This window comes from Flavobacterium daejeonense DSM 17708, assembly GCF_000425425.1.
GTDB classification, from domain to species: domain Bacteria; phylum Bacteroidota; class Bacteroidia; order Flavobacteriales; family Flavobacteriaceae; genus Flavobacterium; species Flavobacterium daejeonense.
This window is the reverse complement of record NZ_AUDK01000012.1, coordinates 105,471-131,047: the sequence shown is the minus strand read 5'-3', so window position 1 is coordinate 131,047 and position 25,577 is coordinate 105,471. Positions and strand designations below refer to the sequence as shown.

The window sequence follows — 25,577 nt, the reverse complement described above, 5'->3', positions numbered from 1 at the left end:
AACATCGTGCTACGGTCACTTTTTGTTTAGAACAAAAAAGTTGTAGTCTTTTATGACTACAACTTTTTTTATTGCTTATGTATCTTTGTGGGCAAATGCCTGCGCTAACGTTTGTGTGTATATCCGAGCGGTCGGGTCTATAATTAAAAATATTTTGTTATTATTTTGTTACTTTCTTTTTTGTTTAATACAATTAAATTTCCTTTACCTTTTATTTCTAAGACCACATATCTATATTTGATTTGTTTCTTTTTATTACTTTCAACTACATCATAGTTCCAATTATTAGTTTCTATAATTATTATATAATTGTCATATAGGAAAGATTCTAAAGATTTTTCACTATCAATGTCAGTTTCAGATACTTTTACCCACGTGACAAAGTTGTTATTTTTTTCAATTAATAATAATCCAACTTGGTGATATTGATTTTCTTCATTTTTTTTATTATCATCTTTAAAATCTTCTGTGTACAAATACAAATTATTTCCTAAAACACAGGACATACCATAGCAATAACCCGTCAAGGAATTTTTAAGATATGATAAATCCCAAAATAATGGGAATGAGTTATAATTTTTAAATACAATTTTATTAATTTCTACTTTTTTATTTCCTAAATAATTTAAATTTAAATGACTACCTAATGGGGGACAATTTGTGATTTTTGGAGCTACAATCTTTATACTTTGAATTATTGCCAATGATTGATCATAATTTAAATCCCCATTCTTAAAATCTAATTTGGGCTCCTTTGCACAACTTAGCAAAATAATAAAAAAACTTAATAAATAAATGTTTTTTTTCATAATATGATATTATTAATTTATGGTATATTATTAATTACTTTGAAACCATATTTAGAATATGTATCAAATAATCCATAATATGCCTTACTAAAATATGTTGTTCTAACGTTCACTGGTATTCCCCATTTTGTAGCTTGAGCATAATGCCAATTATGAATGATGTCATGACCTCCATTTATTACACTTATGTTGTTAACAAAAAAGTAAGCATGCATATATTCATGATGCATAGTCATGTATAGTTGAGGTCTACTCACAAAAGCAGATTTTGATAAATACACATCTATAGTTTTTTTAAAAACTCCTGTTTTTGCAGTAACCCCATGAACATAACCATTTGGGCCTGAAATTTGTCCATTAATTGAAGAATATCCCTTTGGATAGCTACCATCAGCGTGCAAACCATCCACATTTTGTGATAAACGATTTAATTCTTCATGAGAATTAGAAAAATTTCGAGCCGATTCATTTGAATATGATAAACCTTCTCTTGAATCATTTAATGAAAGTGTATTTGAATATTCCGAAGTTCCTTCTCCAGTCCAAAAATTAGTTCCCTCCTTTAAAGCTTGTATTCCTCCAACTGCTCCTCCAACAATACCTCCAGTAATAGCCCCCAAAGCACCACCTTGAATTCCATATTTAAAACTATCACCTATATTTTTACCATCAACTAAACTATTTCCAAAACCTGTTGTGAATCCTCCAACCAAACCTCCAGCTACTCCTACAACTGCTCCAGACATAAATCCATTACCAACAGATAAGGCGGCTGACGTGTTCCCAATGCTCCAGCTGTAAATGAGCCTCCAGCAAGTCTATTAATCCTTATCCTTCTGCTTATTTAGAGTACCTATTAAAACAAACTTAGAATTGTCTTTTAATTTTCTTTCTTCCAATCCAGTATTATAATCATTCAAAAAAAGCCCCCCATTTACACTTATCTTTTTAGATGTTACGTTGTTGAAGTTGTCATCCTTAAATCGTGGAGATAAAATAAGAATATCTCCACTTATACCACCAAAATTCAATATGTAGTTAGTCTTAAAAATCAAAAAAACACTATCAATAATTGATAATATTGTTCCTCTAATAATATTCTTTCCATCAGGGCTTTCAAAATCCCAAGGTTCGGCTATCGTAATTATATATGTTTCTTTATAATTATTCATATACTATTTATTTAAAGGTTGCCAATTAATTAATTTTACTCTTACAGGAGCTGTAGTCATAAACTCAGAACCTTTTCCAGGCATTCCAAAAGCAGGTAAAACTTTAGATCCATTCAATTGGAGGGCTGGATTATTGATAATTTCAAATTCAACTCTTAGAGTTGGAGTAGTAGGCAATGCTAATCTTTCTTGAGCCAAAGATGCAGATTTATATACATCTTTCGTAAAATATGTTTCACCTGGATTTCCTCCCCTTAAATAACCTGTTTCTTGTACTGCCTTTAGTTCTCCATCTCCCATATATCTAAATGCAGGATTTTTAGAAACATCGACAACACCAGTTTCTTTATTGATAACAGTTGCTGTATTGTTTTGCGTTGTTGGAGCAGTACTTGTTTGTGTGGTACTAGGTAGTTTTGCATCTGTTTTTATTTCTGGATTTCCATTTTCTACTACACCGTTTGGTTTAATAGAAATTGAAACGGGTTGTACTTTTGGGGTAGGATCAATACCGTCCCAAAATCTATTTCCGTTTATTTTAGCAATGCCTCCATTAATTGTACCACCTAATGCTGCACCAAGTGCTATTCCTACAATGAATTGTTTAGCAGACATTATTGGATCTCCAAAAGCAATATGATTGCCCATTGTTAAAACAGTTTGTGATGCAAATGCCCCCGCTGCTCCACCAGCTGCTCCCGCTATAAAACCGCCTGCTCCTGCTGCTGCTCCACCTGCCATCGTGAAAGCTGCAGGACCTACAATACCTGCTAGTGCACCAGCACCAGCACCTATGCCAAAAGCAGTTAAACCTCTGGCATTAAATTGTGCCCCATGCGCTATCCAATTTATTGTTCCTCCAATAATTGCACCAACTAGAATCCATATCCACTCTCCACTTACATCTGTATATTTAAGAGGATTGTTATAGCAATATCCATAACGGTTATAGTTCTGCGTATTACCCGGATCCTGCACATAATTATCCGGTTGTAGGAAACGGTGCAATTTAGCATCATACAAACGTCCGTTCATATGTATAAGTCCTACGCTCTGTAAATGCTCATGTCCAGTATAACCTCTATCCAATATAGTAAGACCATTCAATGTATTACTAGCTCCGTCCTGAACAAGCACATTTCCCCAGGCATCAAACAAACGTTTTTCCAATACTTGCCCGGTAGCATCACTAATGGCAACAATGCTGCCTTGGTAATCCCGCTGTAAATATAAATAATTTTGGGTCGTACCGTCACTTTTTAACACAATGGGAGCGGTGTAGCCATCGCCACCTATGTAGGTTACAAATTCTACATTCCCAGTTACAGTATTATGTTTAATCTCCATACTGCCATCGGCAGAGTAGTATTTGCGTAAGGGTCTCAATAATTTGTTATTATCCAGACTACCATAAAACATCGTAGAACGGCTGTTAGCATCGTTGTACGTAAAACTTATTTTATCTTTCCCTATTTCCTCTATTTGGTAAGGACTAAACAAAAAAAGTTGTAGCCTTCTAAGACTACAACTTTTTTAGCTGCATTTGCTCAACTTTGTGGGCACAGAATGCAATTCTGCCTATCCATACAAGGACATTTATTTCATATCCGAGCGATCGGGCAATCGCATTGTAAATATAAATAATTTCACAAATAGCTAATCTCCTTTATACTCAATCTCCCAATTCATTTTTTCTAAATTTTCGATAGTTAAAAGATATTTCTTATTGTAAATATTTTTCTTAAATATTGTTTTCCATCCATACTTATCTACACTATCTTTTTTTACAATAAATAATCGTGCTTTTTTATCTTCTAGTCTTTCAAAATAATTATCCCAAAATCTGGGTCTATCATGATTTGCAATTTTTTCTCCTTTTTTTATTTCTTTAAAAATAAAAGGAGTATCATAATCCCCTCTTTTAGTTTCATCAAAATCATTTTGATATTCATAATAAAATCCAGCATCATTCATTTGATCATTTTCAGATAGGATACTATATATTATCCTATCTGAACTATTTTTGACAACTAATTCACGTGTATCTAATTTATCACAAGAATAAAAATTAAACAAAAGAAGAAGAAAAAGAAAATTTTTGATTTTTAACATCGCTTTAAAGTTTTAGATGATGATATAATTTATATTTTAATTCGTCTGAAAGGAAGTTTTTATTAATAGGATAATCTTTCTTGTAGGAATTGTAAACCGAAGGATAATGGAAATAATAATAAGACATTGTGTTTGCCATAACCTCTGTCCAGTTATTTGATGCATTTGAGGAACTTGCAGTCGCTATACTAGACCACATCCCATAACTATAAAAATTTAATGGTGCATATTGTGCGTGCAAATAATGTCCATACTCGTGCATTAAAAGCAAACCTTCATAACTATTAAGCCCATTAGCCTTATAACCGTCATAAAAAGCTCGTGAAGTATGTATCACACCAAATAATGACCAATTGTTACTACCATTTTGTGACATTATAAAAACCTTTGACCCATAAAAATCATACACACTCTCATTAGGTTTTTTATTCCCGTTCTCTCCACTATTATTACTATCAGTCCTAGGTTTTACAACAGGCTCATTTTGATTAACACCATTCTGTTTGTCTTTGTTATAAAAACTTTCAGGATCAAACGAAACATTAAAAAACACTCCTGCATTTTTTGATGCCTGTGACCAGTTACCTGTTTGTTTGTATTCATTATAGGCAGCTGCAAAATGGGTAACTCCTGCTGTTATTAATGGAACACCAAATTCAGGCAAACCAGTTGCAGTTAATATTACTCCTCCAACTATTTGAACTCCCGCAATTATATCGTTGGCATTTCTTTTAAACCATCTTCCAATAGATTTCCAAGATAATTCTCCGCTAGGATCAATATACTTCAATGGATTATTTAATACATATCCATAACGGTTATAGTTTTGCGTATTACCCGGATCCTGCACATAATTATCAGGCTGTAAAAACCTATGTAATTTGGCATCATACAAACGCCCGTTCATGTGTATGAGTCCTACGCTTTGCAAATGCTCATGTCCAGTATAACCTCTATCCAGTACAGTAAGACCGTTTAAGATATTCCCTGCGCCGTCCTGTACCAATACATTTCCCCAGGCATCAAATAAACGTTTTTCCAGCACTTGCCCTGCAGCATCGCTAATGGCAACAATACTGCCCTGGTAATCCCTTTGTAAATATAAAAATTTACTATTTCTCTTTATGCTCAACAACCCAATTCATACTATCTAATTGTTTTATGTTATAGGTATAGGTTTTGTATTTTTTTAATAATATTATTTTATCCCAACCATATTTTTTAACAGCAGCTCTACTAAAAAAGGCCACTGTTAATGTAGAATCTTTAGAAATAGTTTCTATATCATAACTCCATGCACTTTGATTTGCTGGACGAATAGAGTCTTTAGGATTGAGAACTTTATAGTCCTCTAAATAATAAACTTTTTGATACTTATTATATACATCATATTTATCTAAATCTTTATGAAAATAGGTTTCATAATAAACAATTTCGTTTGAGTTATTTACTATTTTTAATTCATGATGTTGATAATGACAACTAAATAAAAGTTGAAAAAATATAATCCAAACTAAAGCAAATATTTTTTTCATATTAATCTCTATATCGTTTATTTCTTGAATCTTTTTCCCCAGACCACCAATACCATAATTGATTAGCAGTTTTTTCAGTATAGCTATCGCCAGCATTCTTACTATTTGCATTCACTATACTAGGCAATGCAATAATAGGATAGTACCACACTCCCATAAGAGCAAATTGTAGTGCATGACCTGGTTCATGGGTAGAGTAATTTGGGTCATAAGATCCTCTTGTTGGATAGAATGAAATTGGACCTGGTGTAATTGCCCCTCTACCATTCAGAAGACTAGTTTCAAATTCAGGCACTCCATAATGCAACCCTTTAAATTTTAAAATATCAAATCCAATGTCTGATTTGAAATTAGGTAAAAGTTGCCCTGGGTGAAATGAATCTTCTCCTTTATCTTTTTTTACATCTTCAACCGTTTTTGGCTTTACAACAGGTTCATTTTGATTAACACCGTTTGGTTTGCTATCTCCCCACCCTGTGTCAATTGTTATAGTAGGCGATTGAAAACCTATATAGTTTGAAGCCTCTGTCCAAGATTTACCTTGAGTTATTACCATTGCTGTTGTTGCTAAAAAATGTGTGCCTCCTGCGACAATTAATTTTGTCCCTAAGGCAACTCCCGCTGGGCCTCCAAAAATCACTAAAGCTGTACCTGCTAAAATTGAAACCCCAGCAAATAAATCACTCCAAGTTAACTTTATCTTCCACTTTTCCCCAGTCCAATCGGTATACTTTAGTGGATTATTCAAAACATACCCATACCTATTATAGTTTTGCGTATTACCCGGATCCTGAACATAATTATCTGGTTGCAGAAAACGATGCAATTTAGCATCATACAAACGTCCGTTCATGTGTATGAGTCCTACGCTTTGCAAATGCTCATGTCCAGTATAACCTCTATCCAATATACTAAGACCGTTCAAAGTATTACCAGTTCCGTCTTGCACTAATACATTTCCCCAGGCATCAAACAAACGTTTTTCTAATACTTGCCCGGTTGCATCACTTATAGCTACAATACTGCCTTGATAATCTCACGAACTACGCGAAAAGATTAACTTCATTGAAATTTATTTCGTGCGACCGCGAGAATCAAGTTTTAATTATTGCGCAAAGTCAGGAGACTTTGCGCAGCTGGGGAACAATCAAACAAACCATTTTTATTTTAAAACTTCAAATTCAACTTTTCTACATTTTATAATAAAATTAGAATTGGGATTTTCTTCTAAATAATCAAAATGATCAATTGGAAAAAAATCGAATGTTATTAAATCATTTTTATCATCAATATAAATTTCATCCAAAAATAAACTTGGATTATCATTGAATTGATTAAATTTAACTAATTCAATTTTTGTAAAAATTAATTTTATTATTTCTTTTTTATTCTCTTTTTTCAAATTATAACAACTTAAAGTAACTTCTATAATACTATCAGATACTTTTGAAATAGGAAAAAAGCAGATTCCTTCTATAAGACTATCAGGAAATTTTGCATATTCGGATGTGATTTTTTCTAACATATTTTATTTACCAAATTTTATTAACATAAAAGGAATGTGTTCTCCTTGATGACCTGTTGAAATTATACCTGGTACATCCATAATATGACCATGTGGTACTCCAATCATATTACCAGTGCCATGGGATTTAAAATCAAGTTGTATTACTGCTTTCCCATCAATATTATAAACTGTATTTTGTAAAGACTTCCCATCAATGGTCTTATATTGATGAACACTATTAGGAGTGCCTGTCTGATTTGGACGATCTAAATATGAAGCTGGGTATTCAGCTGTTTTGTTTAAATCATTTAAGGACATACCAGTAGGCTCAGCTTGCACCTGAGTAGATTTATTATATTGTGCTTTAGCTTCTTTAGTATAATCGTCAATTTTCCCGGCAATAACCGTAGCAGAAGGCTTAACTTCTGTACCAAACCAAATCCCTGAACCACTAGCTTTAGCCGCTGAAAACCCAGAAATACCCCCACCAATTGTACCAAATAATGCTGTCATACCTAAACCAGCATTCCAATCATTACCTGATATTATGTTGGTCATTGCGGTTAAAGTAGTTGAGGTAGCTGCTCCGGATAACATACCGGGAATAATTCCTACTGCGTGTATGGCAGCACTCATATAGGCTCCTGCATAGCCTGTCATAGCACCCATAGCAGCTCCTTTCAAGCCCCCCAGGACAATTTGCCCAAAATTCCCACCATTTAAAGCTACTCCGAGAGAACCACTTACAAGTCCCGCACCCGCACTTGCCCAAGCAGCAGCTACAAGCGGCGTGGCTGTTCCCATTGATCCAACGATAATAGCAGCAGTAGCAACTGAAGCCGCAACAGTATGAGTCCTACGCTTTGCAAATGCTCATGTCCAGTATAACCTCTATCCAATATACTAAGACCGTTCAAAGTATTACCAGTTCCGTCTTGCACTAATACATTCCCCCAGGCATCAAACAAACGTTTTTCCAAAACATTACCTGTGGCATCGCTAATGGCAACAATACTGCCTTGATAATCCCGTTGTAAATATAGATAATTTTGGGTCGTACCATCACTTTTTAACACTATAGGGGCACTGTAGCCATCACCGCCTATGTAAGTTACAAATTCTACAGCTCCTGTTTGAATATTGTGTTTGATTTCCATGCTGCCATCGGCAGAGTAGTATTTGCGTAAGGGTCTTAGCAGTTTATTATTGTCTAAACTACCATAGAACATCGTGCTACGGTCACTTTTTGTTTAGAACAAAAAAGTTGTAGCCTTTTACGACTACAACTTTTTTATTTGCTCTACTTTGCAGGCACAGGCATCCCGAAGCTTCTGGACTGCGCTAACGATAACTACAAATCTGCGCCATCGGGTAAACTTTACTGTGCTACTTTGTAGGCACGGGCAACTCGAAGCTTTGGAATTGTCCTAACCGTTTGGCTAAATATTTTAAGTCCGAGCGATTGGGTTCTTTGTAGAGCGGAAAACTAATCTATTATCAAACCTTTTTCTCTAAAATAACTTTCCAAATCTTGTTTAAACTTTTCTGAATCAAAATTTTTAATTTTAGATTTCATTAAATCAAATACAGAAAGAGAATTTATAATCTCTTTAGCTAAATATTTTTTTGTTTCAATTTCTGAATAATTTTTAAAAATATCGAAATCTAATTTAATATCATATTCCAAACATTTTTCTATAATATATTCAAAGCCTTCACTGTTTATTTCTTTTTTTTCTTTTGTGTATATTGGTCTCCTTATCTTAAAAAAATGTTCAAAAATAGGACTTACACATATAACGCCAATTATAATGTCTATTAAATCATTTCCATATTTTTTTTTCAGAAAATACTCTTCCAGATCATCTGAAAAATCAATTAAAAATCCAGTTTCTTTTTTTATTTCAGCTGATGTATATATAGCCAATGCAATCTTCATTTTTTATTTATTTTAATTATTATCTAAAAATAGGATTTCCAGGTGGTCTATGACCATTTGCAAAAAAATAACTATATATGTAATATTTTTCTTGAATTAGTACCTCTACTTGATTTCCACCAGGAGGAAGAGGTATCATTTTTAATCCTTTATTTCTAAGATCAGATTGTGAATATCTACCAAATCCTTTTGTTGTTTGTCCATATTTCCAAACATCTCCTATCTTTAAATCCATAGTACCACCTGTATTTAAATTCGGACAAGATCCATTTCTAGTTGCTACTAATTCATAAACAAATCCCTGCGGACCAGCTGCTCGTTGGCTAATACGAGCAATTTCTCTTTGCATTTTAGCCATATAATCTCCTGAATAAAGATATGCAGCTGCTGATAGACCAGCAGCACCTTCAACTACCCACTTAGGCCAATAAGCATCTGTAGGTTCTAATATTGCAGCATCAGCACTTATAAAAGCTAGAGTAGCTTTTGCCCAGTTATCATTTCTGCCTGACTGCCCCAACGAATTACCACCGGTTCCGGATGTATAAGAACTCATATTCACATTTGTCCCCATATTAGGTGGTGGGCCTGATTTTTTTCCTCCTCCAAAAAGACGTCCAATAGCTCTACCAAACGACTTTATACCTCCCCAAGCTTGATCAGCTACATGTCCAATATCTCTACCAAACGACTTTACATTTCCCCAAACAAAATCTGCTGCATCACCAAAATTTCGTGCACTTAGGTTTCTATCTAGCCATTCTTGTACGTTAGGATCTCCCAAAATAGATTTAATGATACCATTTCCATATTGCGTATTATCTAAATTAAATCCTCCACAAGTATCACAATTTGGCGATGTTTGCTCCCCACTAGGATCAATATACTTCAATGGATTATTAAGTACATACCCATATCGATTATAGTTTTGCGTATTACCCGGATCCTGAACATAATTATCTGGTTGCAGAAAACGATGCAACTTAGCATCATACAAACGCCCGTTCATGTGTATGAGTCCTACGCTTTGCAAATGCTCATGTCCTGTATAACCTCTATCCAGTAAAGTAAGATCGCTTTTTTTGTTTAACTCAATGCTCCATAAAGAAATGCAGAAAATAAGGCGACTAATGCTACTATTGCTGAATAAATAAAAGCATAACTAGTTTTCATATTTCCATATTTTTTTATAATTTTTACATATCTGTCATTATAAAATATTAAAAAGTAATTAATAATTCCAAACGGTAATGCAAATTCTATTGCAAACGAGGAAAAGCTATTTAACATTTTGCTTGGAAACAAGTTTATGTGTATAAGTGGTATTGAAAGAATATTAAAATACTTTAACCAAATTGATAATATCCAGAAATTTAAAGCATGTATCCATGTAACGTATATAAGTAGAGTGGTTTTCCAATCTTTTTTATTAGGGTGATGCTTTCTAATATTTAGAATAGCATCAACCCAAATCATGTAATATATATTATTCATTTATTTAAACTATTTATTTAAACCATTTATTGTCATTTGTTCCATACCAAGTACTCGGACCATAATAAGATCCCATGTAATAACCATAATCCCAAGAAAGACGTAATGCTCCGTAAGCCGCAACAACTTCACCAACAAAAGGTATCTCAATTCCATTGAAATAATAAGCTCCTGAAGAGATTACACCTGCAGTCCCAATGGTTGCATCAGCCCATGTTACTGGACTTGTGTCTCCATTGGAAATATCATAATAAGACATTCCAGTGGTAACCAAACCTGCTCCAGCAGAAATTTTTCCACCCAATTTTGAAAAGTTATAAGTTTTTATTCCTGCTCGACTGCCTCCATTCCAACCCGAAGAGTAATATTTTGGACTAAATAAACCGTTACTGGCTAATCTAAATGACCCCACATCACTGTAGTTTGCAACGTCTCCAAACAGACCAATAGTAGAAAAAGTATTGCTCGAATTTCCTGGTGAGCCAACAGTATTAGCAGGAATTATAGGATGTCCATTATATTGTGAAATCATAGTATTATTTCCTAAATTAAAATTATTATACATACTGGGTGTAGCGGGTGTAGCAGAAATATTATTCATATTAATGTTAGTAGCTATATTAGGTGTTGATCCTGATTTTTTGTGCCCTCCAAATAACGAACCTATATTTTTCAAAAATGACTTTACATTTCTACCTATAAAACTACCTGTATCATCTATAGCTTTTGTAGTTGCATCCCATGCTCTTCCAAAATTTCTGGCGCTAAAATTTCTTTTAAACCATTCTTTCATCTTAAGATCATCCCAGAGTTGATTTAAATCAGTGCTTGTGTAACTACCAGTACCATCACCAGTATTAGTTCCATTAGAACCAGGAATATCTCCTTGCTCACCACTAGGATCTATATATTTTAACGGATTGTTCAATACATACCCATAGCGGTTATAGTTTTGCGTATTACCCGGATCCTGCACATAATTATCCGGTTGTAGGAAACGGTGCAATTTAGCATCATACAAACGTCCGTTCATGTGTATGAGTCCTACGCTTTGTAAATGTTCATGTCCTGTATAACCTCTATCCAGTAAACTAAGACCATTTAACACATTGCCAGCTCCATTTTGTACTAATACATTTCCCCAGGCATCAAACAAACGTTTTTCCAAAACATTACCTGTAGCATCGCTAATAGCAACTATACTACCTTGGTAATCCCGTTGTAAATATAAATAATTTGGGTTGTTCCATCGCTTTTTAACACTATAGGGGCACTGTAGCCATCACCGCCTATGTAAGTTACAAACTCGACTGCTCCTGTCTGGATATTGTGTTTTATTTCCATACTTCCATCAGCAGAGTAGTATTTGCGTAAGGGTCTTAGCAGTTTATTATTGTCTAAACTGCCATAAAACATCGTGCTACGGTCACTTTTTGTTTAGAACAAAAAAGTTGTAGCTTTTTACCACTACAACTTTTTTATTTGCTCTACTTTGCGGCACAGGCATCCCGAAGCTTCTGGACTGCGCTAACGATAACTACAAATCTGCGCCATCGGGTGATTAATGGATTTCCGAGTGATTATTTAGATTTCCCCAAATGATGTCTTTTTGATTCTTAATCTTATTAATTAAAACACTTCTAAAATCAGACATTTTCACAATATCATGTTCTTTAATTAGAACAAATCCCAATTTTATACCGACTTCTTTATTCGACTTTATATGAATAATACCATTATAAGTTAACTTTTGTCTTGGTTTTATTTCAATAATAGTAGGATAATTTTTATCACAACCTTGACTATAAAAGTCTATAGCATCTCCGTTAAATATCCAATTGTCTTGCCAAGAGCATGACAGAACCCAAAAACGAGTTGTAGCGTCAGTATTATTTATTAAATCTATATTAATCGAATAGAAAGTACCGTTTTTTCCCTTGAATTCATTAGAATTCAATTTACCTATAATATTTATTTTGACTTCCATATTGGGTTTTTTTATTTTAGTTGTACAACTAATTCCCGACATTCCAAGTATACTTAATATTAAAAATATTTTATTCATCTTTGATTTTTATTGTTTTAAAAGTTAATAAATTACTCCAAGGCAGAGCTTCAATGAATTTAACTGGCTGAAATTATGGATAAATAATTTTTATAGGATAAACTGTTGTAGCACCTTTCTTTATTGTAAATCCATAGGAAAGAGAAAAAACACGCTTATTACCATTATATAATGTTAGAACCCCACGCCAGTTAGCATCTGAATATCTATGTGGATTGTCATAGAATGATATCGTATTGCCATTGGTCATTCTTTTTAATTCACTATTTGTATAATAATACATAGAACCCGTATCTCCATCCCAATAAGGAGATGTTTTGTTATTCAAAGGTGAGTCAGTATATATTTTTTGTGCCCAATTACCTCCCTTAGCCTTGACTCCTGTATAACTCAATTCAATTACAACGCCGCCTCTATCACCTGTATGATAACCATAAAAATTACTAACTGTTAATCCTTTAACTCCTCCATAATTATGGACAACATCACCTAAATAACTATTTCCTGGTCCTATAACATAATCATTACCTGAATTCCCGTTATCTTTTTCTTTATCATCAATATCACTCTTAGGAGTTACAACAGGCTCATTTTGATTAACGCCGTTTTTCTTATCACTATTATAGCCCCAATCAGTACTAAAAGACACATTAAAAAATACCCCTGCATTTTTTGATGCTGATGACCAATCTCCTGTTTTAGTATACTCTGCATAAGCAGCACCAAAATGTGCGACTCCCGCCCCAATTAATGGAACACCAAATTCAGGTAAGCCAGTAACAGTTAATATTACTCCTCCAACTATTTGAACTCCCGCAATTATATCGTTGGCATTTCTTTTAAACCATCTTCCAATAGATTTCCAAGATAATTCTCCGCTAGGATCAATATACTTCAATGGGTTGTTTAATACATATCCATAACGGTTATAGTTTTGCGTATTACCCGGATCCTGCACATAATTATCAGGTTGTAAAAAACGATGGAGTTTTGCATCATACAAACGCCCATTCATGTGTATGAGTCCTACGCTTTGTAAATGCTCGTGTCCAGTGTAACCACGATCTAAAATGGTTAAACCTGCTAAGGTATTGCCTACTCCATCCTGTACTAACACATTCCCCCAGGCATCAAACAAACGTTTTTCTACAACTACTCCTGTAGCATCACTAACAGCAACAATACTGCCTTGATAATCCCGTTGTAAATATAAATAATTTTGAGCGGTTCCATCGCTTTTTAACACTATAGGGGCACTGTAGCCATCACCGCCTATATAAGTTACAAACTCTACCGCTCCTGTCTGGATATTGTGTTTAATCTCCATACTGCCATCAGCACTGTAGTATTTACGGTATTGACGTTGCAGTTTATCCGTTTGCAAACCACCATAAAACATGGTACTACGGCTATTGCTGTCGTTGTAGGTAAAACTTATTTTATCTTTCCCTACTTCTTCAATTAGATAAGGACTTTTAAAAGCATTGTACGTAATATTTTGCGTATGGTTGGTTTGATAATGCGTTAAAGCAGCAGGAGTAACCGTTACCGAGGTGTTTTGGTTTTGTTAAAATACAAAAGCAACTCACTCACGAGTTGCTTTGTCTTTTTATATCAATTCTTTTTCTCTAAAATAACTTTCCAAATCTTCTTTAAATTTTTCTGAATTAAAATCTTTTATTTTAGACTTCATCGTATCCAATATTGTTAAAGATTTAAGTATTTCTCCAGCTAATAATTTTCTGCACTCTTCATCTTTACCATTTTTGAAAGTCGCAAAATCAAGTTTGATGCTATATTCAAAACTATCTTCAAATGTAAAAGGAATACCATCAGGATTAATAGTTTTTTTCCCTTTCGTGTAACTTGGTTTTTTATCTTTAAAAAACTGCTCAAATTGTGGAGATACACAAACTACACCTATAGTATAGGATTTAATATCAGTACCATAATCCTTATTAAGGAAAAAAGCTTTTAAATCATCAGATAACGAGTTAATAACTACTGATTTATTTTTTACTTCAATAGTAGAAGTTATTGCTAGTCCAAAATCCATATTTTCTTTAATTTTATCTAAATATCTTATTCCCAGGAGGCAATGCTCCATTGCCAAAAAAATAACCATAAATCATTATTTTTTCCTGTATTTTAATTTGCATTTGATTACCTACAAATTGAGGTTCTATCTTTAATCCCATTGAGTTTAAATATGTTTGAGAATAACGATCAGAACTAGTGGTTTCCCCATATTTCCATACTTCACCTGCATTTAAATACGTTGTTCCACCTCTTACATTAGGATAATACCCACTGGTATTAGCTGTTAAGGCATATTGAAACCCTTGTGGCCCAGTAGCTCGTTCACTAATACGGTCAATTTCTCTTTGCATTTTAGTTACATAATCTCCTGAATAGAGGTAAGTGGCAGCAGCACCCCCAGCTATTGCATATCCCGCCCATTTAGGCCAAGCAGCGTCTGTAGGTTCTGGTATTGCAATATCTGTTCCTATAAACGCTAATGTGGCTGTTGCCCAGTTAGTACCTTTATCACCTTTAACTTCTTCTACCGTCTTAGGCTTTACAACAGGCTCATTTTCATTAATACCATTCTTATTTGGTTTGCTATCATAACCCCAATCAGTATTATGTGTATAACTAAAATTAAATCCTGCATTATTTGAGGCAGAAACCCAATCGCCAGTGCGGCTATATTCAGCATAAGTTGCTCCAAAATGAGCGACTCCCGCACCTATTAATCCAGCTGCTAGGGGAGTTAATGTGCCTCCGGAAGCAATTACAATAGCGACTCCACCAATTATTGCTGCTCCTGCAACTATATCACTAGCAGCCCTTTTAAGCCACCTCCCAACAGATTTCCAAGACAGCTCCCCACTAGGATCAATATACTTCAAAGGATTATTCAGTACATACCCATAGCGGTTATAGTTTTGCGTATTAGTCGGATCTTGCACATAATTATCAGGTTGTAAAAAACGATGGAGTTTTGCATCATACAAACGCCCATTCATGTGTATGAGTCCTACGCTTTGTAAATGCTCGTGTCCAGTGTAACCACGATCTAAAATGGTTAAACCTGCTAAGGTATTGCCTACTCCATCCTGTACTAACACATTCCCCCAGGCATCAAACAAACGTTTTTCTACAACTACTCCTGTAGCATCACTAACAGCAACAATACTGCCTTGATAATCCCGTTGTAAATATAAATAATTTTGAGCGGTTCCATCGCTTTTTAACACTATAGGGGCACTGTAGCCATCACCGCCTATGTAAGTTACAAACTCGACTGCTCCTGTCTGGATATTGTGTTTAATCTCCATACTGCCATCGGCAGAGTAGTATTTACGTAAGGGTCTTAAAAGTTTTTTTTTGTCTAAACTACCATAAAACATCGTGCTACGGTCACTTTTTGTTTAGAACAAAAAAGTTGTAGCCTTTTACGACTACAACTTTTTTTACTTTGCAGGCACAGGCAAATGCCTGCGCTAACGATAACTACAAATCTGCGCCATCGGGTAAAACTTATTTTATCTTTTCCTACTTCTTCAATTAGATAGGAACAAAACAAAAAAGTTGTAGCATTTTATGACTACAACTTTTTTACTGCTTATACTCCTCTTTACAGAACAAGTCAACGCCTATCGTTTATGTATAATAGAATGATAAGAATACTTTAAATAGTTGATAAAGAATAAAACATTTAATCATTAAAAGATTTTAATTTATTCGCTAAATCTTTATCAAAAAAGTCCAATACTAAATAAAACTCTTTATCGTTAATTAAAAAAAATAACACTTCATATTTTGTAATATTTTTATCTAATATTGGATATTTATCATTACGAAATTTAATAGCTGATACATCCAAATCTATTAATATTGAATCTCTTTTTTTAAATAACGTCTTATATGCAAATGTTTCAATACAGATATTTTTATTTTCAAATTTAATTTTTGAAATTGTATGATTAATAATTTTACATTTATTTACTACACTTCCATAAGCGTATATAAATAAAAAAACAGCCAGTCCAAAGACACCAATAAATAAAAATAAAGGGCTATTTGCTTTTAAGTACATCATAAAAGAAAAGAAAAGAAATATGATTATTCCAAAAAGCACTTCATAAAATATTAATTTTACAAATTTTTTCACCCACAATACTTGTTCTATAGAAGAAATATAAGTCATAATTATTTCTTTTTTTGATTTGCATAATTCCATACGGAATAGTAATTGCTAAAAATTGAATACAGATGTGATCCCTTTACAGCCCCTTGCGTTGACATAAGTCCATACATTGCACTACCATTGCCACCTGATAAAATAAAAGAACTAATATCGTTTGCTATACCCAATCGGTTTTGCCATTTACCAACTTGAATAAAACTACCCCCATTCATTCCATCAGTAATTTTTCCAATAGTGCCTCCAATATTACTAGGCAATGAATTTCCAATATCATTGTTACCACTAACATATGAGATAAGTCTCAAGCTATTAGCTCCAATTCTATAGCCTCCATCAATAATAAGCGCTGTGCTAAGTCCCCCTGTAAAAGCTTCTCCTGCAACACCTAATATAATTTCTGCAGTTCCTCCAACTATTCCGATACTTGAATCTGCAACACCTTGCCAATTCACATTATTTGTTGAGGAATTATCTCCTTTTACTTCCGTTTTAGGTTTTACAACTGGCTCATTTTGATTAACACCATTTTTTTTATCGCTATTATAACCCCAATCAGTACTAAAGGACACATTAAAAAATACTCCTGAATTTTTTGATGCCGATGACCAATCTCCTGTTTGCTTATATTCATTATACGCAGCTGCAAAGTGCGTAACGCCAGCACCAATCATTCCAGCTCCTACCACTGCTAATGTTCCTCCAGAAAATATTGTTAAAGCTGTTCCTCCAATTATCTGAAGTCCTGCAACTATATCATTCGCATTTCGCTTAAACCATTTTCCAATAGATTTAAAGGATAGTTCTCCACTAGGATCAATATACTTCAAAGGATTATTCAGTACATACCCATAACGGTTATAGTTCTGCGTATTACTAGGATCTTGAACATAATTATCTGGTTGTAAGAATCTATGTAATTTAGGGTCAAATAAACGCCCGTTCATGTGTATGAGTCCTACGCTTTGCAAATGCTCGTGTCCAGTATAACCACGATCTAAAATTGTTAAACCTGCTAAGCTATTACCTGCTCCATCTTTTACTAATACATTTCCCCAGGCATCAAACAAACGTTTTTCCAATACTTGCCCGGTAGCATCACTAATGGCAACAATGCTGCCTTGGTAATCCCGTTGTAAATATAAATAATTTTGTGTCGTACCGTCACTTTTTAACACAATGGGAGCAGTGTAGCCATCGCCACCTATGTAGGTTACAAATTCTACTGCCCCAGTCTGGATATTGTGTTTAATCTCCATACTTCCATCAGCAGAGTAGTATTTGCGTAAGGGTCTCAATAATTTGTTATTATCCAGACTACCATAAAACATCGTGCTACGGCTATTGTTGTCGTTGTAGGTAAAGCTAATTTTATCTTTTCCTACTTCCTCAATTTGATAAGGACTTTTAAAAGCATTATACGTAATATTTTGTTCGTGATTTACCTGATAATGTGCTAAAGCAGCGGGTGTAACCGTTACAGAAGTGTTTTGGTAGGCTTTAGAACTATTGGTATAATTATAAGTTCCTACCGCATTTTGGGTTATTCTTCCGCGGTCATCATAGCTTTGGGTTTCGGTTACACCTGCGGTGTTTTTAAACGAGGTAAGACGGTCTAAGGAATCATAAATAAAACTTTCACTCCAATTAAACAAACTATTGGTTCTGCTGCTTAAATTTCCTTTTTGCGGGTCAAACACCGTATTGAGGGTCATAATATTCCCAGGAGAAACAATCATTCTATCTTGCTTAGTTTGAGAAATAAAACCATAAGAATCATAGGTGTTTGTAACGGCAATATTACCATTAGCCATCGATGCTCCCGTCAATTGTCCTCTGGCATTCACCATATTGGTTTGCCATAATATTTGAGAATTAGAAGAATCTATAATTTGCCATGGTTGTCCATTCTTATAGGTATGCTGTACCGTTTTGGCACTCGATTTTCCGGCTGCTGCTGCAGTCGAAGTTACGGTATTCACCCTGCTAAACCCATCATACGTCAGTTGTTTGGTAAAAGTGGCATAAGGCGTAGTTTCAACTGAAGAGGTTACTCTTTTATTCGCATCATACGTATAGACTGTAGTAGTCGTTGCATTATTTTCTAAAACATCTGTAAAAGTACTGGACAGTAACAATTTACTAGTACCATCATACGTATAGGTCGTGGCGCTATTAGTATTAGTACCTACTATTGTTTTTTGGGTCAGTTTGCCTACAGCATTTAATGTATAAGTAGTAGTTCCGTTAGGAGTGGTTTCGGTTAAAGCTTCCCCTAAATCATTGTAGGTATAAGTATAGGTTCCCGCTGATGGGTCTGTTAATTTGGTTTTTCTGCCCCAACCGTTTTGCTCGATAGTGGTTATTACACCATCATAATTAGATGATTTAAGATTCCCATTGGCAAAATAAGTATAGCTAATGGTTCCGCCGGGACTGTCGGTGATACTAACAGTATTACCTAAAGCATTTTTGGTCACTGTTTTAGTCTTCGTTCCGTCATTTATGGTAGTAGTTAAACCGGAATAACTGATACTGGTAGTTTTTCCTGTAAAACTTATATTTTGTATAGGTCTTCCGTAAACATCATACTGAGTTTCGTTCCATTGCGTGGCACTTCCGCCGGAATAAGGTTCGCTTATTTTATAATTTCGATCATAAATGTCATAGAGATAGGATACGCTGGAGGTATTTCCATTGAGGTCTTTTACACTAGCCGTTATTTTTCGTCCTAAATCATCATATAATTCCTCACTGAAACTTCCGTCGTCTCCGGTTGTGATAATTTTTGTTTTTTCAGAAACTCGGGTATAAGCATAAGTATTGCTCTTACCTAAATAATCGGTTGTTTTTGTTTTCTTGAACCAGGCATCATACAAATAAGAAGTGGTTAATCCATACGGATTAGTTTCAGAATTTAATACCCCATTAGCTGTGTTGTAGCTATAAGAAGTGGCTAAGCCTTCAACATCAATACTTTTAGTTAAAAAACGACCAGAAGAATCATATTCATAATTCGTTTCTCTGGGACTGAAGTTTGTGCCTGAAATTGTTTTTTTAGTGATGTTCCCAAAAGTATCATAAACATTGTCCTCAGTTACAAAGTTGGTATTATGCCCTTTTTTCTTTACCTGAGTTAATAAATAGCCCGTATTAAAGGTGTATTGCTCTTCAGAGGTCATAGTGTCTCCTGAAATAACAACACTTTGGGTTTTATTTACTGGCTTACCCACAATATAAGGCGAACTGGTAGGTGCAGCGTACGTCAAATTGGTTGTAGTAGTTTGTTGAGTTGCCCCTCCTTCTTTTACCAATACGGTGGTTTGAGTAGGATTATTATAAGCATCATAAACCACCGAGGTTTCTGTACTGGTATTCTCCAAACCATTATACTGCTGCGAATTGGAAAGTTGCAATTTAAAAACTTTAGCAGAACTTAAAGAACTCGTATAGGTAGAAGTAGTTTTGCTGATAAAATTACCTGGTGCAGCATAACTACTGGCATTGTATTCCCCTGGAACAGTATATGTTTCAATATTAGCCCCTCTTAAGTTAGTGTCAAATTTAGAAACTGTAGATATAACAGGATTATTATCATCAAACCAATTGGTATTGGCTGTAGATTTAAATCCTAAAAAACCTAATCCTTCGGTATTAGAAATTGCGTCATAGTAGGAATACAATTGTTTTTTGTAATCGGTAGCAGATTGTTTTTCCAGCATCGAAACCACCTGCATACTTGAAGCAGATTCTATATTAAAATTAGGATAATTTTCAGATAACGAGCTATTGTAAATTGGGCTATAGAAACCATTGTCATAATCAATACTTGAGTTTAACGGTCTGTAAGTTATTGATTCTGTTACACCATTTCCTGTTGTGACTGACCTCATTAGCTGATCTTGAACATTATCTTTTTCTGAATGAAAATATTTAATTGCATTATTAGTATAACATGCAATTTCTAATGCTGGATTATATGGCTTTTCTTTGTTTTGAAATATGCTTTCTGGTGTCAAAAAAACAGGCATCACGTTTTGATAAATGTCTGTTTGATCTGGCGTAGAAATAATTGAAAAATTATTCTTGTTAAAAGTATTGTTAATGTTTTTATAGCAAGTAATATTAATACTTCCTAGAGTATTTGCAGAATTACGAGTACTTTTAATTTGAATAATATCTGTTTTGCCATCCTTATCATAATCAGACGCTATGTAAGAATATGTAGTTGAGGAATTACTTCCATTATATGGTAAATTATTAAATGTACTTACTGTTTTAATAAAACCAGTACCTGTAGATGTAAACGTAAACCAGTCGGTGATACCGGTGTTTTTAGGAAAAATCATATCAGTTTTGCCGTCTCCATTAAAGTCTCCCAACAACATAGGTCTTGTATCTGAAGGCGATACAGAAATATTTCCTTCGGTCAAATTCCATAATAAAACCAATTGATTATTATTATCTAAAGTATAAATAGTTGCTTTATCTTGTTCATATACTATAAAATCAGATTTCCCATCTCCATTAAAATCTGCAACTCTTAACCTAGCATTCGTCGATAAAACTGCTGATAATTCTCCTGAATAAGTTAAAAAATTGGTGGTATTATCTCTTTTTAGATCTACAAAATATACTTTTTTAGATGTCAATTTGTTTATTCCTATATTATTACAATCGGGAGGAATAACTTCTTTGTTATATAAGCTTTGTAGCTCACCTGAATCAAGAGCAATAACATCAGTAAGACCATCTCCATTAAAATCACCTGATAGAATTTTTTTAGGAAAAATTCTGGGTGCTTTTTGTACCCAACAAGTTGCCGGATCTACTTGGACGCCAATTGATTCAGTAGGAAAATTTACAGTTCTACTATACTGTTCATATATAGAGTATGTTGAACCAAATGAATATACAGTAAAACTATAATTCGTATCTGTTTTTTTAGCAACAGCCCATCCATCTTTAGGAAATAATTTATTGTTCCAGGTCAACCATTTTACAGAAAAAATTTCCTCAAATACTCCAACGTTATGCTGGTAACCGTAATTATAAGAGCTTCCCTGACTTATCTCTGGAAATAACCAATAAATAGATTTTGTTTGGGTTCCAATCGTAGGGTAAAGCAAAAACTCCATATTTTCACTACCATAGAAGTCTCCGGAAACTGAAGCTGCATTTGAATTATTTACATTGGTAATATTAACATTAGCAGTTAAATTTCCACTGTAAATTAAACTATCAGCAGTGTTGCTGTAGCTAAAAACCGTTGGATTATAACTTTTAGTGCCATCTCCTGATTTTTCTGTAATACTTGTTAATCTTTGATAACCTAAAGTATTATAATCGTATGTCATCCAATAACTTCTAAAACCTACGGAATTACCAGTAACTACAATATTATTTAGAATTTTGTCTTGGGTAATTTTTTGGCCACCTGTATAAGATACCTCAGGTCGATTCGAAGTATTATAATTAAATTGAACCTTATTTATTGCTGTTGTTGATCCCACAGTACCATAATTGATTGAAGCAATCATAAGATTATTGTTAGTATAGTTGTAGGTGTAACTAATACGAACATTTTGTGGGTTTTCCCAATAGGTAATGGAATATTCCATAATACTTCTGGAATCGGTTGAATTTCCATAATAGGCTTTAGAACCATCCGGATATTCCACTAAAAAATAAGAGGGGCCATAATTAGAACCACTTGGGTGTACCCCAAAAGAAGTGATTTTAAGGTTTGAAAAACTTTCTGTTTCATAAACTGTTCCACTCGCTCCATATGTTCCTGACTTAGCAATTAATCTTTGACCATCTAATGCAAAACGATCTAAATTATCAAAATCTACTCCGTCTATAGTGCCATCGTAAAACTTTGTCGCTGGGATTCTGGTAATCTTTGAGACTCCGGCAATATTCCAACCATATCCAGCCATGCCATTACCTCCTTGACTGTTATAAACTAAACTTACTTGAGGGACGACTCCATTTATACCAAGTGGAACAGTGATAGGGATATTATAAGTAGCTCCTCCCGAAAGTGAAACCGATAATTGTCCTTCGGTTGTGCCTACTTCTGTAGAATTCCCTGTGGGAGTAGTTGTTGCCAACATTGACTGCATTTCTGACATTGCAGTTGTCATATTAGAACTTTTGGAAGAACTGTTATTAGATTCTTTGGAAATTGTAAATGTAGTAAGACCTTCAACAGGAGTACCACCCATTTCTTTTTCTTGCGCAGCAATGAAAAAAGAACATCCTATAAATAGTAATAGACTAAAGTAAAATTGTTTCATATGCACAAAGTTTATTTTTTAATAATTTTAATAGATTTTTGTTCTCCGCTTTTATAAAACAATACTACTGCATACATTCCTATGGGATAAGACTGAAAAGCAATATTCTGATTGTTTTTTTGATTTAAATTGTAAAAAGACTGAAGTACACGACCATTTAAATCATAAAGTTGTATGGAGGTAACATAATTACCCTCGATTAATTCCCATTGAAGATATAATTCTTCTCTTACCGGATTGGGATAATAAGAAATAACATCCTGAGGAGAAAATTTCAGTAAATCTTCGGTTTCTAATGCAGTGATTTCTTTTGTCTTTTCCTCTGTCATCTTTGATGTTGTACAATTAATACATAATAATCGTTGGATTTGATTACCGGCAGTATCATAAGTAAAAAGGATTTTATCCTGAGCAGCACCCTTTATACCTATAAAAAGCACCAAAAAAGCAATAAGTTTATTCATCTTAATTAAATGTTAATTAAGTTGCCAATTTATATCTATCTGAAAGACAAAACAATACCCACTTTTAGTGATTTTTTAAATTAAAAAAAGAACAATCTGTTACCGTAAAAGTCAAATAATTATACAGAAATTTGCTTCTTGAAAAATCAGAAGTAAAATGACACAAATTAGTATTCTGGGTTGCGGATGGCTCGGACTTCCTTTGGCGAAAGCCTTGATTAAAGAAAACTATTCGGTAAAAGGTTCTACAACCACAACCGATAAAAAAGAATTACTGGAAAATGCCGGAATTACTCATTTCCCTATTGCCTTGGAAACCGAAAATTTCTCTGCTCCGGCAGCTGATTTTTTAGTCGGAAGTCCAATTTTAATCATTACTATTCCTCCTAAATTAAGAGGAAAGAACAAGGATTACTCGGATGCTCAGAACAATTCTTTTGTTCAAAAAATAAAAAACCTGCTGCCTTTTATTGAAAAATCTTCGATAGAAAAACTGCTTTTTATCAGTTCGACAGCGGTTTATGGCGAAGCTAATGCAATAATTGACGAAAACAGCCCGACTGTTCCTGGTACCGAAAGCGGCAAACAATTACTGGAAATTGAACAATTGTTATTAGCTAATACACATTTTAAAACAACCATTCTCCGTTTTGGCGGATTAATTGGCCCCGACAGAAATCCAGCTCGTTTTTTAGCCGGAAAAGAAAATCTTCCTAATCCGGATGCACCGGTGAATTTGATTCATTTGGAAGATTGCATTGGTATAATCAAAAAAATAATTGAGAATAACGTTTGGAACGAAATACTTAATGCTGTGACACCTTTTCATCCAAGCCGAAAAGACTATTACACTCAAAAAGCTTTGGAACAAAAGCTGATTCCTCCAACCTTCAATCACGAAATTCCTTCGGCAGGAAAAACAATTGTATCGGAGAAATTAGTTCAATTATTAGATTACACATTCATCCAAACTGAATTATAGTGATTACAAAAGTTAAAACTGCTGTTTCAACAAAAGTTAGTGCTATTGGACTACCTGTTTTAGCATTGCTTTGGGTTGGTTTTTTTTGGGGCACCACTTGGATTGCTTCCAAAGAGGGCGTTCGTTATATTCCCGGAATTCAAATGGCCGCCATTCGTCAATTTTTAGCCGGAGCACTTTACATTCTCTTTTTCCTGTTTACTAAATTGCCCTGGCCCAAAGGCAAACAATGGAACACCATTGTCATTCTTGCCATCCTGAATTTCACCTTAAGCAACGGACTCAGTACTGCCGGAGTAAAATACATCAGTAGTGGACTGGGCGCTATTATTGCAGCCATTTTTCCTATTTGGGTGGTAATCATTTCTTACTTTAAAGGTGAAAAAATTGCCAAATTGGCGGTAACGGGAGTACTTATAAGTTTCTCAGGGGTTTGCATTATTTTTTACGAATATTTGGGCGATTTCTTAAAACCGGATTTTCGTCTTGGAATTTTGCTTTCGGTTTTAGCAACAATTACCTGGGCTTTTGGAACATTATACACCAAGAAAAAAGCAGCGTCGTACAATCCTTATTTCAGTTTGGGATTCCAAATGTTCATTTCCGGCATTCTGTTATTTGCTTACAACGGAGCTACCGGAATCTCGGTCAACTTAAGCGAAATCCCTGTTGACACCTGGCTTGCCATTGCCTATCTGGTCGTAGTTGGTTCACTAATTACTTTTACCATTTTCATCTATTCTTTACAACATCTTCCACCGGAATTGAGTAGTCTTTATGCTTATATGAATCCAGTTGTAGCGGTTTTATTGGGAGCTGTTATTTTTGATGAGTCACTAAGTATTTCGATAGCCATTGGAGGCACGGTAACACTTTTTGGTTTGTATTTAGTCAATAAATCTTTGCGCAAAAGCCGTAAAAAAACGAACATTTTAATCAAGTAAAACTTCCTGATTTCCAAAAGGGTTTTTGTATTTTTGCAAAAA

Annotated in this window: 24 protein-coding genes and 1 pseudogene; 2 read left to right on the top strand and 23 right to left on the bottom strand. The window is 34.2% G+C overall.

Going from position 1 to position 25,577, the window contains the following annotated elements; all coding sequences use genetic code 11:
• Positions 1–143 precede the first annotated feature (143 nt).
• The 23 genes and pseudogenes from H599_RS0110050 to H599_RS0109940 form a co-directional block, all read right to left on the bottom strand.
• Positions 144–809, bottom strand: coding sequence for a hypothetical protein (locus tag H599_RS0110050; RefSeq protein WP_026714018.1), 666 nt, complete (start codon positions 807–809; stop codon positions 144–146).
• Positions 810–826: 17 nt separating this feature from the next.
• A complete protein-coding gene (locus H599_RS0110045; protein WP_026714017.1) occupies positions 827–1,555 on the bottom strand; it encodes a hypothetical protein in 729 nt (242 codons plus the stop codon).
• Between the two features lie 75 nt (positions 1,556–1,630).
• Positions 1,631–1,981, bottom strand: coding sequence for a hypothetical protein (locus tag H599_RS0110040; RefSeq protein ID WP_026714016.1), 351 nt, complete (start codon positions 1,979–1,981; stop codon positions 1,631–1,633).
• Positions 1,982–1,984: 3 nt separating this feature from the next.
• A complete protein-coding gene (locus H599_RS21090) occupies positions 1,985–3,481 on the bottom strand; it encodes an RHS repeat domain-containing protein (protein ID WP_026714015.1) in 1,497 nt (498 codons plus the stop codon).
• Positions 3,482–3,637: 156 nt separating this feature from the next.
• Complete coding sequence (locus H599_RS0110030; protein ID WP_026714014.1) at positions 3,638–4,093, bottom strand: hypothetical protein; 456 nt, start codon at positions 4,091–4,093, stop codon at positions 3,638–3,640.
• Positions 4,094–4,097: 4 nt separating this feature from the next.
• Complete coding sequence (locus tag H599_RS0110025; protein ID WP_026714013.1) at positions 4,098–5,225, bottom strand: RHS repeat domain-containing protein; 1,128 nt, start codon at positions 5,223–5,225, stop codon at positions 4,098–4,100.
• Positions 5,206–5,628 (bottom strand): hypothetical protein, encoded by a 423-nt coding sequence (locus tag H599_RS0110020; protein WP_026714012.1) that lies wholly within the window; start codon positions 5,626–5,628, stop codon positions 5,206–5,208. The genes H599_RS0110025 and H599_RS0110020 overlap by 20 nt, the downstream gene beginning before the upstream one ends.
• A gap of 1 nt (position 5,629) precedes the next feature.
• Positions 5,630–6,604, bottom strand: coding sequence for an RHS repeat-associated core domain-containing protein (locus H599_RS0110015; protein ID WP_245600511.1), 975 nt, complete (start codon positions 6,602–6,604; stop codon positions 5,630–5,632).
• 186 nt (positions 6,605–6,790) lie between these two features.
• The gene (locus H599_RS0110010; RefSeq protein WP_026714010.1) at positions 6,791–7,153 is read right to left on the bottom strand and encodes a hypothetical protein; all 363 of its coding nucleotides are present in this window, start codon (positions 7,151–7,153) and stop codon (positions 6,791–6,793) included.
• A 3-nt stretch (positions 7,154–7,156) separates the two neighbouring features.
• Complete coding sequence (locus tag H599_RS0110005) at positions 7,157–7,939, bottom strand: hypothetical protein (protein ID WP_026714009.1); 783 nt, start codon at positions 7,937–7,939, stop codon at positions 7,157–7,159.
• Positions 7,915–8,364, bottom strand: a complete 450-nt coding sequence (locus H599_RS0110000) for a hypothetical protein (protein WP_026714008.1) — start codon at positions 8,362–8,364, stop codon at positions 7,915–7,917. The genes H599_RS0110005 and H599_RS0110000 overlap by 25 nt, the downstream gene beginning before the upstream one ends.
• A gap of 257 nt (positions 8,365–8,621) precedes the next feature.
• Positions 8,622–9,074, bottom strand: coding sequence for a hypothetical protein (locus H599_RS0109995; protein WP_026714007.1), 453 nt, complete (start codon positions 9,072–9,074; stop codon positions 8,622–8,624).
• Between the two features lie 865 nt (positions 9,075–9,939).
• A pseudogene (locus H599_RS21410) lies at positions 9,940–10,140 on the bottom strand (RHS repeat-associated core domain-containing protein); the annotation flags it as partial.
• Positions 10,141–10,160: 20 nt separating this feature from the next.
• The gene (locus tag H599_RS0109985) at positions 10,161–10,568 is read right to left on the bottom strand and encodes a hypothetical protein (protein ID WP_155960773.1); all 408 of its coding nucleotides are present in this window, start codon (positions 10,566–10,568) and stop codon (positions 10,161–10,163) included.
• A 13-nt stretch (positions 10,569–10,581) separates the two neighbouring features.
• Positions 10,582–11,736 carry an RHS repeat-associated core domain-containing protein gene (locus tag H599_RS0109980; RefSeq protein ID WP_026714004.1) on the bottom strand — a complete coding sequence of 385 codons (1,155 nt, stop codon included), beginning with the start codon at positions 11,734–11,736 and terminating at the stop codon, positions 10,582–10,584.
• 29 nt (positions 11,737–11,765) lie between these two features.
• A complete protein-coding gene (locus H599_RS19475) occupies positions 11,766–11,984 on the bottom strand; it encodes a hypothetical protein (protein ID WP_035141422.1) in 219 nt (72 codons plus the stop codon).
• A 145-nt stretch (positions 11,985–12,129) separates the two neighbouring features.
• Positions 12,130–12,633 (bottom strand): hypothetical protein, encoded by a 504-nt coding sequence (locus tag H599_RS0109970; RefSeq protein ID WP_026714003.1) that lies wholly within the window; start codon positions 12,631–12,633, stop codon positions 12,130–12,132.
• A 73-nt stretch (positions 12,634–12,706) separates the two neighbouring features.
• On the bottom strand, positions 12,707–13,879 hold the full coding sequence (locus H599_RS20295; protein WP_245600510.1) for an RHS repeat domain-containing protein: 1,173 nt from the start codon (positions 13,877–13,879) through the stop codon (positions 12,707–12,709).
• A 363-nt stretch (positions 13,880–14,242) separates the two neighbouring features.
• Positions 14,243–14,689, bottom strand: coding sequence for an Imm44 family immunity protein (locus H599_RS0109960; RefSeq protein WP_162174254.1), 447 nt, complete (start codon positions 14,687–14,689; stop codon positions 14,243–14,245).
• A gap of 13 nt (positions 14,690–14,702) precedes the next feature.
• The gene (locus H599_RS21085) at positions 14,703–15,974 is read right to left on the bottom strand and encodes an RHS repeat domain-containing protein (RefSeq protein WP_155960770.1); all 1,272 of its coding nucleotides are present in this window, start codon (positions 15,972–15,974) and stop codon (positions 14,703–14,705) included.
• Between the two features lie 380 nt (positions 15,975–16,354).
• Entirely contained in the window at positions 16,355–16,846 is a 492-nt protein-coding gene (locus tag H599_RS0109950; RefSeq protein ID WP_155960769.1) for a hypothetical protein, read from the bottom strand.
• Positions 16,847–16,848: 2 nt separating this feature from the next.
• Complete coding sequence (locus H599_RS0109945) at positions 16,849–23,145, bottom strand: RHS repeat-associated core domain-containing protein (protein ID WP_026714000.1); 6,297 nt, start codon at positions 23,143–23,145, stop codon at positions 16,849–16,851.
• Positions 23,146–23,156: 11 nt separating this feature from the next.
• Positions 23,157–23,609, bottom strand: a complete 453-nt coding sequence (locus H599_RS0109940) for a T9SS type A sorting domain-containing protein (RefSeq protein WP_026713999.1) — start codon at positions 23,607–23,609, stop codon at positions 23,157–23,159.
• Between the two features lie 157 nt (positions 23,610–23,766).
• On the opposite strand from H599_RS0109940, the gene H599_RS0109935 reads away from it, so the two are divergent.
• Positions 23,767–24,591, top strand: a complete 825-nt coding sequence (locus tag H599_RS0109935) for an NAD-dependent epimerase/dehydratase family protein (protein ID WP_026713998.1) — start codon at positions 23,767–23,769, stop codon at positions 24,589–24,591.
• Positions 24,591–25,535 (top strand): DMT family transporter, encoded by a 945-nt coding sequence (locus tag H599_RS0109930; protein WP_026713997.1) that lies wholly within the window; start codon positions 24,591–24,593, stop codon positions 25,533–25,535. Before H599_RS0109935 ends, H599_RS0109930 begins: the two co-directional genes overlap by 1 nt.
• Positions 25,536–25,577: the final 42 nt, after the last annotated feature.